Genomic DNA, 12,838 nt, shown 5'->3' on the forward strand with positions numbered 1-12,838 from the left:
GTTCCTGATCAGCACGGGTAAGCATTTTTTCGACCGGCGCCATGATCAGCGAAATCGGTGTTCGGAACTCGTGGCTTACGTTGGTCAAAAATTTAGTTTTCAGTTGATCAAGATCTTGCATTCGCTTAATCTCCTGCCGCTCCTGTTCAATTATCAATTTTGCTTCCTGTTTTTCTTTCTCTGCTATAAATTTTTCTTTCTCTGCTAGGAACTGTCTTCTTATTTTTTGTATTCCGCGCCGGCGTATAAAAAACAGGGTCGCGGTTATCAACAACAGGTAAATGACATATGCTAAAGTAGATTTCCAGAACGGGGGCAATACCTTAATYTTTAAAGAAATACTATGCKGACTCCAAACACCTTCAGMATTGGACACACGTACCTTAAAAGTATAATCTCCCCCATCCAGATTGGTRTAACCGGCTTTTCGCGTTTTATTATCTACATTTACCCATGCCTTATTAAAGCCCTCCAGCATATACTGATATTTTAMTTTACCCGRATTGATATAATCGAGGGCGGCAAATTCTATCGAAAAGATATTTTCGTCGTGATTAAGRACTATYGWATGTACTWCTGATATACTTTTTGGAAGGATAATATGGCCGTTAACCGCCTCATTTGCTGATATGCTCTTATTGAACAACTGAAAGTCGGTAAAGATTAATCGAGGCCTGGCGGTATCGGGTTCAATGCTTGCGGGGTCGAACAGATTAAAACCATCCGGGCCCGCAAATATCAATTCACCGGCGCGTGTTTTTAAAGCTGCATTTATGTTGAACTCCCGGCCCTGCAAACCATCTGTATCGTCAAAACTGTCGAAGTGAAAATTGAAAGAATCAGCTGTTGGTGTTAATCTGACGCGGGCTAACCCGTTCGAAGTGCTTAACCACATTACCCCTTTGTTATCTTCCAACGTATTGGTCACTGAATTGGCCGGGAGCCCGCTTTTTTTTGTCAGCGAGATAACAGTGTTTGTTTTGCGATTCAACACACACAATCCGCCCCCGGCCACTATCCATATCAAACCCCGGCTATCCTCATTGATATTGCTTATTTCATTGTCAATTAAACCATCTTTTGCGGTATAGTGGCTTGTCCGCCGGCCGTCCTTCCATATAACATCTACCACCCATCCTCCCCCTATCCAGATATTGCCTTGTTTATCCTCGAAGATTGAGAATATTATAGTAGAACTGATATCAGCCTGCGTTAATGGATGGTAAAATATTTTTTTTGCACGGTCGAAAATTTCGAGGCCCCCAAAAAGCGTTCCTATCCACAAACGGTGAGACGAGTCTTCCAAAATGCTAAATACCCGGTTATCAGCAATACTGGTGGCMACTTTATCGTTGTGTTTATAATGGCTAAACGTTTTCCCGTCAAAGCAATCCAAACCGCCAAAATAGGTACCTATCCATAATTTTTGTTCATGATCTATACAAAGGCTAATAATTAYATCGCTCGATAAGCTGTTGCTGTCGTTAGGATTGTTTTTGTATTGGGTGTATACGCCCGTTTTGCGATTAAAATAAATGAGGCCGCCGCCATTGGTGCCGATCCATAAATTCCCCAGTTTATCTTCTACAAATTTATTGATATCGTTAAACTTTAAACTAGCCGGATCAGAATCTAAATGCTTGAAAAGCGGGAACTTGATAATATTTTTATGATAATAACTTATTCCCTTTTTATTAGTACCGGCCCATATAATACCTAAGTTATCCTTATAAAGTGTTGCGGTGTTTTGCCTTAATGATGTAGGGTCATCTCCCTTATTTAGCAGGTAGGTGATTGTCCAATTCTTTTTATCCAGCACATTTACCCCGCCGTGGTCAGTTGCGATCCATATTAAGCCATCATTAGCCTGAACAATGTTGGTAATAAAGTTCGTTTTTAACTTTATCCCGGGTGATTCTTTATCAATATGCCTGAAAGTGCCTGTTGAAGGCTGGTAATAAGATAGGCCCAAATCATTGTACGGCAAGTAAAACCATAAATCACCATCGCGGTCGACGAGCAGTGTATAACGATCTTTCTTATTATTAGTTCCCTTGTTAAATATGCTGGTGCGATAGCTGATCCTGTTAAGTTTAACATCAAGCATCTCCACCATTCCGTCAGTATAAACTATCCAAATATTGCCTTTAACGTCAGAGGTGATATCTGCAATGGAACCTGGGTATAACGAGGGAACCCCGTTAACACTGTGAAAATAACGTGTCGTCTTTTTGCTTATGGCGTTATACCTGTAAATGCCCGAATCGGCATATAAAAACCAAAAGTCTGCAGCGCTGCTGCGTTCAATTTTTTGAGGATCATTAACGGGTAGCTTCAAAGGACGTGACAATAATGACATATCATTGTTAAACCGTTCGGTTTCCGGATCATAGAAACAGAAGCCGGTGGTGGTTGATATCCATAATTTTTTGTCAGGCCCTTCAAAAATACTTCTTATATAATCGAAATTAATAGAATTCTTATTATTTGCGTCGTGCCTGAATACTTTAAAGTTATAACCGTCATACCTGTTGAGACCTAAAGAAGTACCAAACCACATAAACCCCTCAGAATCCTTAAAAATACTGGTGATCTGATTGTGCGACAGTCCGTTACTTATATCAAGGTGCGAAAACCGGTATTGATTGCCTTGCGCAAAATTGTTCGTGTAAGCAAAAAACAACACTGAAACGACAATATAAAGTTTTAAACGCATTAAAATTTAGTTGAGATCTTCGAAATCGGGAACCTGGCCCTTTAGCAAGCCGGTACTCTAAGATAGCATAAAAGTAAGATAAAATCGTAATTAAAGAGATAAAAGTGGCAATTCCTTATCTCATCACCAAAACATAAATAACCAATCTCTGAAGCAAACGAGTTGCCATGCTATGGTACGGACCATGCCTGAACTTACTGCTATCTTTTCATCGAAAAATCTGCCCTGAGGGCATAAAAAAGCCCTTTTATCGCTGTAAAAAGGCTTTTTAGAAAGGGGTCGATCATGGGTCTATTTTCAAATAATTTTATAGCTGATTTAAAGAAAATAGCAAGAATTTAAACACCTTAACGGGGCAATATCGAACCGGTCGACTACTGTACGAAAATCGAACAAGTTTATTGCTGATTTAAAGCGAAGCTCCTCATAATTTTCCAGCGGGCTTAAAAAGCTCCATCTACACTCTCCACCAATGAAATTAATCTTTTAAGCTGTTAGCTGATTTGATTTTTGTAGCTTTAGCTATGGAAGCAACTTATTTTACACATAACCTGCAGAAAATTCCTTATTCCATTAATGCACGGCGTTATGAATACTCCGGTAAAAGGGTAAAAGTGCCCTATAGCCGGAATGATTTTTTTAAGATTTGGCTGATTGAAAATAAATGCAAACTATATTTTAACGATCAGGAATTTGATTGCGACAAACCCGCGCTTTTTTTTGCGCACCCATCGGCTACCTATGCTTATGACAGCCTGAAATCTATGCGATCAGGATATTGGTGTGTATTCATCCATGATTTTCTCAATGCTTCAGAAGCTGCCGGCAAAATATCGCCTTCTTCCCTTTTTGGCGCTGTCGGCACCAGTGTACTTTTTCCGGAAGAAAAACAATTGCAGTTCATCCGGCTATTGTTCGATAAATTAATTGATGAGATTAATTCCCCTTTTTCATTCGGAGATGAAATTGCACGTCATTATATCAGTTTGCTCATTTATGAAGGATTAAAACTTAAAACGGATCCGATCAGGATTCAACCCGGTAACGCCGGAGCCCGTATCGTTTATCTTTTTTTTGATTTACTCGAAAAACAATTTCCTATCCAATCGCCACAGGAACCGGTCAGCTTAAAAAAACCAGGTGATTATTCATCCAAACTATTTGTTCACGTCAATCATTTAAATTCGGCCGTAAAAAACCTTACCGGAAAGCCCACTTCCAGCCACATCGCAGATAGATTGCTCAATGAGGCTAAGGCACTGCTTAAACATAGCAACTGGAGCATCGCGGACATTGCTTACGGGCTTGGATTCAATTACCCCAATCATTTCAATACCTTCTTTAAAAAACACACTACCGTCACCCCGGTCACGTTCAGACATCGTTATATTATTTGATTTTCGTATCTTTTACTTTGCCTGAGGTACGTTCTTCATCAGCTGATCGGTCTAATTTTGTTTACCAATCAAACAAATGTATTCAAAGCCATGACAAAAGAAAACGACAACCAGACCAATGTATTGAACTATGAAGTTTTCACTTCAAGACGCCCCGGTTTAAACCGCGACCCCAACACTCCTCCGGGTCTTGATGACCTTAAATGGGTGCCCAATAGCGCTACGCTCATTTATGGCAAAACAGACGCCGTATTAGTAGATGTATTTCTAGCCATTGACCATTCAAAGGCATTGGCGGATGCTATTGCTGCTACCGGTAAGAACCTCAAGTACATTTACATCACCCACTCGCATGGTGACCATTTTTATGGTCTGCAATTGTTGCTGGACCGTTTTCCTGATGCAAAGGCGATAGCTACCAAGGCTACCGCGGAAGATTGCCGGGAACAGGTACAGCCAGCGGTCATAGAAGGTTTTTGGGTGCCGCGCTATCCCGGACAAATACCTGAAAAACTGGTGGTCCCTACCGCATTGCCTGGCGACGAATTTGAATTGGAAGGACAGAAATTGATCATAATCCATACCGGTTTTTCTGACACGCATAACACGACCAGTCTGTATGTGCCATCTATCGGACTAATCGCAGCTGGAGATGTTGCTTATAATGGTGTGCACCAGTATTTGGCTGAAACGACAACAGAAACCCGCAAGGAATGGATAAACGCAATTGATAAGCTTATTACCCTTCATCCTAAATCAGTAGTTGCAGGCCACAAAGTACCAACCAATACTGATGATCCCGAAATTTTATTCACGACAAAAAAATATATAGAGGATTTTGATCGCCTCAATAGGGAAACTTCCACTACGCTCGAGTTGTATAACGCGATGATGGAGCTCTATCCTGATCGTTTGAACCCGGGTTCACTTTGGGGAGGTGCACTTGCCGCAAAAAAAACAAACGAAACTTCCCGGCAGACCGGCAAATAGCAGCGGGGACCTCAATAAGCTGAAAATTAATGCAAAAAAAACCTCCCATTTTAGGTGGGAGGTTGTGCGGGTCCGAGACTGGGCTCGAATCAGTTATTTATGAAAGCAAATTCCAAATTCTCTCAGTCATATAAACTAAAACTATGGTAACTCGTTTATCAAGAAATATTGTTGTATGCCTTCAGACACTTATTTCAAATTCCGAGGCCGGTTTGAGTTAAACCCTCATCGTTACGATATCGGCTGGCCGATATTTACAGACAGAGTTTTCGGTTTAAATTTCTTTGTCAATAAGATTTATAAGATCAAAAAAGATGAGTACGCTACGTTTTACAATTACCAGTTAAATCATTACCTTAAGGGTAACGTCGGACAGGAAGAGGCTTTTTTCGATCATGTTTATGATATTGTAAATACCAGGATTAAATTCTACAAAGGCCTTAAGCCATCTGCTCAGGGATTGAAATTTACGGCCAAACTGGAAGCTTTTTTGGTATATCTGGAAAGTATAGATCAGTGGCACAAAACACAGCCCTTGGAATCAGTCATCGCTGATAAAAACAAACAGATTGACCAGTTAGAAGCAAGAATCAAAGAACTGGAGAGCCAGATTAAAGATTACGTTAAATACGAAGCCGGTGAAAAGATCGTCATCAGCAAAGACGGCCTGCCTGTGTTTATTGACTTAATTGATCAGGTGAGGGAATTGAAATTGCCGAATGGCAATAAGCTGGTGAACAGCCAAACGGCAAGTCCCTGGTATAAATTGATCGCCAAGCACTTTCTCAATGGTGATAAACCCATAGCAATCGGCACCGCCCAGAATTATTTCCCGGCCGACAAGGATAACCCGCCGCCGAAATACACGATTATCACTGAAAAGGATAAGCTTTTCAAAATCATTCAAAAGCCTAAAAGATAGGCTTTTGTCTTTTCATTCGTGACCAAACGCCTCCAATGGTCATTCATTTTGCTGTTTTAGCCCTCACTTTTGAACCATTGTATTCAGTGGCTTGCATTTTATTGTTCCGCTGAACGGGTTTAATAAAGAAAGGAGGTCCCCGCCATGCGAAACTAAACAAGATGTAATAAACAGAAAATTGGGGTCACCCTATTAAAGTCCCCAAGCAATAAAATAGGGCTTGCCCAAATTTGGGCAAGAATTATTCACGATAAAAAATATCAACTATGACAGCAATCGAATTGATCACCAAGGAGGATTTAAGGGAGTTTAAAAGTGAGTTATTGACGGAGATCAAACAACTGATGCAGCCGGGACAGGGGCAATCTAAGAAATGGCTGAAGAGCGTCGAAGTGCGGAAGCTTTTAGGCATATCGCCCGGCACACTTCAAAACCTGCGCATCAACGGTACGCTGCGTTTCACGAAAGTGGGAAGTATCATGTACTACAAACTGGAAGACATCAACAAGATACTGGAAGGAGAAGGCAAATGAAGTTCCAAAAGGAAATTGTCAAAGAACTGGCTGGTTATGCCGGTTTGGTCAGGCGCATGGAAAAAGACAACCGGTTATTGCCAACCCATCTTAGCTTATTCACGGGTTTATTTGTTTGCTGGCAGCGGAATGGTTTTACAAGCCCTTTTGGTGTGACCCGAAAAACGCTCATGGCGTTTTCCAAGGTCGCATCCATTGCAACGTATCACAAGTGTATCAAAGAACTCGATCAATATGGTTACATCCGTTATCAGCCGTCTTACCATCCCAAACTCGGCAGCCAGGTTTACTGGCCCGTCGGTTGGGAAGTGTAGCCCGACACTTTGTATCGGTATATCTATATACCATCCTATACAAATAACTTCATATCGGAATAACTGGTTATTCCGATATATGGATAGACAGATATCCAGCTATATGAATCCGGTGCAGCCAATGGCTGCACCGGTAATGATTTGCTTTGCAAATCAGGAAGAAGAGCGGCGGTCGCTTCGCGAAAGCGAAGTGAGCAAGCGGAAGTTGGGCAGAGCCCTACTTTGCTTGCCCTACGCTTCGCTACGGGGGGTTTACGTATCCTCCGGGGATACTTTAGGGCGTTTTCGCCTATGAAATAAAAGAAAACAGGATACCCGGCGGTATCCTGCATACAGGAATAAAGGCATAGCTGCATAGACAGCTATTTGGTCAGTTTGAAAAGATCAGTATGGAAGATATCAATGTTAGATCAGTGAGATACCCGGTTATGGTAGATCAAAAGTTTGAAAAGATCGCCCTTAAACTGGGCAGGACTAAGCGGCAGGTGTTTATCCAGATGGTCGATTACTTTTATAAAAGTAAGAAAGATCCCCTGGACCTGAATGATGAATTATTAAAAAATGCGCTGATGAAGAACCACCAGCAGTATATCAGTTTTATCAAAAGCCAGGAGAACATGCTGCTCATTCCGATCAAAACGGAAATGGACAGGGTATCAGTATCACAAGCCAAGATCATCGAACGCTTTAATACGCAAATCCTCAAGGCGAATGCGGACTTGCTGAATAACCAGCATGCCCTGGTCCAAAAGTTAACCGGCATAGATGCGCTGATGGAAATCATCTCGAAAAACCAAAAAAGTAAGGAACACCTGAAAAAACAGTTCCTGTTCATCCTTGATGGTTATATCAAATCAAGGGAAGCTTTCGGGATGATGACATCGGGCCGGGAAAAAGATGAGCTGATCGCTGTTACCAGATCACAGGTCAGTTTACTTTAATCATGTATTTTAATTCCCCCTTTAGGGGGTTAGGGGGCATTATGTTTATCAATATCACCGATAGCAAAGAAGCGGCGAACAAAGGCAGCAGCGCGGGGCTGGTAAATTACCTGGAAAAAGAAAACAGGATAGACCATAAACTTGAACCTGAATACTGGTTCAATGGTCAGCAGATCAGGATCGAGCCTTACCAGGTCATGCGCAGTATCGATAATAATGTCGCCAAGCTGGGTAAAGACGATGCTAAGTTTTTCCTGGTCAATATCAGCCCGAGCCAGAAAGAGATCAGGTTTTTAAAAGAGCAATATGGGGAAGAGGGTGCTAAAGAACAAATGAAAGGTTTCGCGGTCAGAGTGATGGATGCCTATGCAAAAAACTTTAACCGGGATGGTGTGAGCAGTAACGAAGACCTGTTATGGTTCGCCAAGCTGGAAAACTACCGTTATTACAACTATACTGACCCGGAGGTAAAACAGAGCCTGAAACAACGGGGTGACCGTAAGGAGGGCGAGCAGATGCATGTGCAGGTTATTGTAAGCCGTAAGGATATAACCAATAAGATCAAGCTTAGCCCGATGAATACCTCAAGGGGAAAGAATGCAACGCATTCTAAAAAGATGGGACAGTTTGACCGGGTAGCATTTAAACAGAGCGGCGAATCTCTTTTTGACAGCCTTTTTGAATTTGACAGACAGTTAAAAGATACCATGGCATATGCCAATGTGCAGAAGAACGGCGAGTTATCGCAACGGGAACAACTGGGCATGTTAGCCGAGGGTTCCTCGCAGAATTATGAAAGCAGGTCGGTGGCTAATGAACTTGCCCAGGGAGTCGCGGAGGGCATATTTACCTCAACAGCCGGTATGTTGTCCACAGCAGGTAAGACAGCGGCAAGCTTTTTGGAAGTGATGCTGGAACCGATGTATACTGGAGGTGCTAACATTGTCCCGGAAAGCGAGATGGAGAAAAAGAAAAAAAAAAAGAAGAAATACCATGGCCAACAAGTGTCGCGTTGAGCAAGGTTGCTGATGCTATAATAAACAGATGTTTCTTGTTTTTGATAGAAGAGAGTGGCCATGCAGCTGTGGCAGGCGACTTCATAACACCACGCGCTTCGCTCCGGTTCCATTACGCCGCCAGTCTCGCCGCAGCACGTGCAGGAGTATATTCGTACCTCATACACACCTGCCTTTCCCGTCCACGGGTTGTCGGTTAGTCACAGCACCGCAGTCACAAAATTAGCTCACGCAGGAAAACGGTAAAGGGTATATAAACGGGGCAGGGTTGTTTTCTTTTTTATTGGCTTGCCCCGCCCTTGACCGTTTTCCTGCGTTAAGCTACAGGTGTTTAAGCGGTGCAATGACTGGGGGTGGCTGTAATAAAAGATAACTTATAAACCTTTCGACTGTTTAAGTAACTCTACTTTTTCTCAACCTCTAATTAACTCTAATTAAATAGCCTGCTATTTATACTTAGAATTACTAATATCTCTAATTAAACTCTAATTAACATCTTTAATTAGAAACATTAATTAGAACTCTTTTATAACAACTATTCTTTTGATCTTTTTCTTTCCTCCTTCCCCAGCTTCCACTGTGGCTTGGAATCACTTCCTTCATTCCAAATCGATCCTTTCTTTCGCATCTCTGATATCAGATTGTTTATTTTAATTTTTTTCTGATGTTCATTCATCCAATCCGGTAACTTCGTCCACAACAATTCATCTATATCCTTCCGTTCTAAATGTCCATGTTGATGAATTGATTTCTTGACAAGATCAATGTAATAGGCTTTATCTAAAGCCCTGTTCTTAGAATATTCCGCTTTTTGCCCTGTTTGACTGGCGACATCAAGTGAAATGTAATAATTAGGTTTTCTTCCTTCTATTAACTTCTTCATCCGAAGGTGCTTTTCCTCTACCGGCGTAAGTTTCTTCCTTTTTTGAACTTTATCCAACAGGATAATCTCATCTAAAGTCAGGTCTTTATGACGTGCCAATACCCTGGCGAAATCCATATCTAAAACTTTACCAGCCAAAGTCACTTTAACTTTACCACCAGTTAAATCATAATCAGGTAATGGGAACAATCGTTGCCTTTGGAAGTTAAAGATTTTCTTGATACCTCCTCCCGCCGTGTCCACCATCTTCAAATTGAACATAGCGGTTGCTAAAAACTTATTACGGTAATGTTCTTCCGGTGCGTCATCCTTTACTACGCGTTCTACAGAACCGGGAATAAAAGAACCATAATTAGTGAATATCAGAGCTTCGTCCTCAATCTCCACTACATTAATTCTTCCACCTAATGTATAATCCTGGTGAGCAATACAATTGTTTAATGCTTCCCGGATACTATAAGGTTCGTAACGTAAAGTTTCTTCGGGAAATAAAGTCGTCTCTGTAATATATCGATATTTGAGGTTCCTTATCTTGGCATATACCTTGTCTACAGCCAGCAGTAGTGGGCAATTAAATATTTCGTAATCCTTGTCTGTATTGTGGGTGTCTTTCAGCACCCACCTGATCTTGATCTCTGCAGGGCTTAAAAAGTGTTCGGATTCTTCGCGCCCTAAAATAATGAGCGCTGTCCTGGTAATTTTATCCTTGATCGTTATTTTTGCTTTATTTAGAAAAGTAACATCATTCCAGGTGTCAATTTCTTCAGCTTTATCCGGAAACTTGCTTCTATAGTTTTCCCTTGCAATTTTTATTGCTTCAGGATCAAGATCTGCAATAATCGCTTCTTTAATAATACCTGCACTCCAATCCTCGCTGCTGCGTTGTGTACGGATACGCTCAATCTCTTCTATATTCAAAGGCACTAATTCTTCGCCGTCCCTGCCGTAATAGTGACCGTCGAAACTTACCGGCAACCCTCTGGGCGCTGGTGGGATTTGAAACATCAACACTCGTCCTTCAGGTAAAAAAACTTCATGGATTTCCATGAAAGTAATCCGATTACTCGTTTTATTAGCAATCTCCCCTTTAAGACTGTCCAAATCTTTTCGGCTGGGTCGAAAAGCTGTTCCTACAACGGTCTGATCATTTTTAACTCCCATGATAAACCAGGCATCAGCTCTGCCGTTAAGGTTGGCTTCATTGGAAAGCGCTGAGAAATATTTACCAAGCTTAGTTAGATCATAGGTATTCTTCGCTTCTTTAAATTCGATGGTCTCGGTTTCGGCTGGAAGTGCTATTAATTCAGCAAACTTTACTTGAAGCGATTTTTGATCCATTATTTTTATTGTGCTGTATCCAAAGTTACGTTAAAAGCTACATTTATGAAAAGACCCATATTTGCTCAAAGATTACTCAAACACAAAATATAATATTTTAAAGTAAGTCAGCAGGTACCCTTCAGAGGTATTGTAAGTCCATTTAAACCGGTTACCTTTCGGTGCCTGCCCGCGGATCACCCAACTGGTCTATAATCAAGCACATTGTTTAAAGTTTTCCTGTTTACCCCATTGCACCTTTATAATAAAACCCTCGCCAGCAATCCCGGTACAAGTAATCAAAGATCGCATTACCTTAATAGATCGTATCGCCGGTATATTCTCCCTTTTGTATACCGGATCAACAATGTGCTTTTTCCCTCGAACACCTCGTTAAGGAATTCAATTAGTAAATCACGTTTAGGACAATACCGAAAATCCTCTCGAAGCCGAAATGGATCATTAAATCAATATATATTGTTTTTTTAGGCATGGTTAAATAATTAAACCGTTTCTATTCAAGGGAAATAGAAACGGCGAAATAAGCTATTGAATATTGAAAGATTTGAATCAGGCGGGCTTATACTTCTTCCGCAACATGGCCATGTCTGAGCCTACCTTGATATCAAGTACCTTAGCATAGTGTTGAGTCGTTTTTATACTGGTGTGTCCAAGCATCTTGCTTACACTCTCTATGGGCACGCCATTGGCTAATGTAACCGTCGTAGCGAAAGTATGCCGGGCCATATGAAAGGTCAATAGCTTGCTTATACCACAAACGTCCGCGATCTCTTTTAGATAACTGTTCATTCTTTGGTTACTTAGTACCGGTAACACAAGATTCTTATTTACGCATTGCGGATGATCGGCGTACCTTTTTACGATATCTTCAGCCGCCGCTAATAAAGGTATTCTTGATGCAGTATCCGTTTTCTTTCTGTTCGTAAAAATCCATTGTTCACCATCAACGCCTTTCGCAATCTGATGGCGCTGTAATTTTTGGACATCAGCATAAGCCAGGCCCGTATAGCAGCAGAAAACAAAAGTATCCCGAACCTGGATCAGACGGTCAATGGTCACCTCCTTATTCGCTATTTTCTCCAGTTCATCCTCAGTTAAAAACTCTTTTTCCTTAGCTTTCGCTTTTGAGCGGTAATTAATAAAAGGATTCTCAACGAGCCACTTGTTGTTTAAGCAGTTGTTGACAATTTTTCTAAGGTGTTTGATATATTTGGCAGCGGAAACGCCGCTGCATTTACAGGTGGTCTTTAGATAAAACTCGTAATTGAGTATAAAGGCATGATTCAGACTTTTAATGTCAACATCTGCAACACCATATTTATACTTTACAAATTCAGCGAGGTGCTTAAAAGAGCTACGGTAGCTTTTTAACGTATTCTCTTCAAATCCATTTCCGATCAATGCTTTTACCTGATCGTTGTGCTCACTAAATAATGCCACCACGTGGTAGCGCTTTTCAGCCCGTCCTATAAATTGATTACGCAATTTATCCGCAGTGATCGCTTCACCTGCAATCAGCAATTGCTGATGAGCACTATTTACTTTGGTGTGTAAGATATCCAGATAGCTGTTCAGCGCCCTTATATCTTCTTTAGTGCCAATTCCTCGCCCGGAATGGCTATTCCAACGGGACGGATCACACTCCCTTCCGGCAGAAAATTCTGACCTTTTACCGTCAACGGTGATCCGCATATAAATGGCAGCAGCGCCTTCTTTGTAGTTTTTTTGCTTCCTTAAGTAAAAAAGCAGATGGAAATTACTTTTCATAACAACGTACTTTAAATGATC

The 12,838-nt window shown here is 41.3% G+C and carries 10 protein-coding genes; 7 read left to right on the forward strand and 3 right to left on the reverse strand.

Annotation, left to right across the window (positions count from 1 at the left end):
* On the reverse strand, positions 1-2,716 hold a 2,716-nt coding region (locus AC1DXF_RS01680), incomplete at its 3' end, for a ligand-binding sensor domain-containing protein (protein WP_477445465.1).
* A gap of 524 nt (positions 2,717-3,240) precedes the next feature.
* On the opposite strand from AC1DXF_RS01680, the gene AC1DXF_RS01685 reads away from it, so the two are divergent.
* From AC1DXF_RS01685 to AC1DXF_RS01715, 7 genes are all read left to right on the forward strand, one after another.
* Entirely contained in the window at positions 3,241-4,113 is an 873-nt protein-coding gene (locus AC1DXF_RS01685) for a helix-turn-helix domain-containing protein (protein WP_477445467.1), read from the forward strand.
* Positions 4,114-4,203: 90 nt separating this feature from the next.
* Positions 4,204-5,103, forward strand: coding sequence for an MBL fold metallo-hydrolase (locus tag AC1DXF_RS01690; RefSeq protein WP_477445469.1), 900 nt, complete (start codon positions 4,204-4,206; stop codon positions 5,101-5,103).
* Positions 5,104-5,278: 175 nt separating this feature from the next.
* Positions 5,279-6,025, forward strand: coding sequence for a hypothetical protein (locus AC1DXF_RS01695; RefSeq protein ID WP_477445471.1), 747 nt, complete (start codon positions 5,279-5,281; stop codon positions 6,023-6,025).
* Positions 6,026-6,291: 266 nt separating this feature from the next.
* Positions 6,292-6,558: a helix-turn-helix domain-containing protein gene (locus AC1DXF_RS01700; protein ID WP_477445473.1), complete on the forward strand. Its 267-nt coding sequence runs from the start codon at positions 6,292-6,294 to the stop codon at positions 6,556-6,558.
* Positions 6,555-6,872 (forward strand): hypothetical protein, encoded by a 318-nt coding sequence (locus AC1DXF_RS01705; protein ID WP_477445475.1) that lies wholly within the window; start codon positions 6,555-6,557, stop codon positions 6,870-6,872. The genes AC1DXF_RS01700 and AC1DXF_RS01705 overlap by 4 nt, the downstream gene beginning before the upstream one ends.
* A gap of 389 nt (positions 6,873-7,261) precedes the next feature.
* A complete protein-coding gene (locus AC1DXF_RS01710) occupies positions 7,262-7,813 on the forward strand; it encodes a BfmA/BtgA family mobilization protein (RefSeq protein ID WP_477445477.1) in 552 nt (183 codons plus the stop codon).
* Between the two features lie 41 nt (positions 7,814-7,854).
* The gene (locus AC1DXF_RS01715) at positions 7,855-8,829 is read left to right on the forward strand and encodes a DUF5712 family protein (protein ID WP_477445479.1); all 975 of its coding nucleotides are present in this window, start codon (positions 7,855-7,857) and stop codon (positions 8,827-8,829) included.
* Positions 8,830-9,364: 535 nt separating this feature from the next.
* On the opposite strand, the gene AC1DXF_RS01720 is transcribed toward AC1DXF_RS01715, so the two are convergent.
* Positions 9,365-11,050 (reverse strand): RNA-binding domain-containing protein, encoded by a 1,686-nt coding sequence (locus AC1DXF_RS01720; RefSeq protein WP_477445481.1) that lies wholly within the window; start codon positions 11,048-11,050, stop codon positions 9,365-9,367.
* Positions 11,051-11,599: 549 nt separating this feature from the next.
* Positions 11,600-12,817: a tyrosine-type recombinase/integrase gene (locus tag AC1DXF_RS01725; RefSeq protein ID WP_477445483.1), complete on the reverse strand. Its 1,218-nt coding sequence runs from the start codon at positions 12,815-12,817 to the stop codon at positions 11,600-11,602.
* Between the last annotated feature and the right edge of the window lie 21 nt (positions 12,818-12,838).

Source organism: Mucilaginibacter sp. P2_A5 (assembly GCF_056404995.1).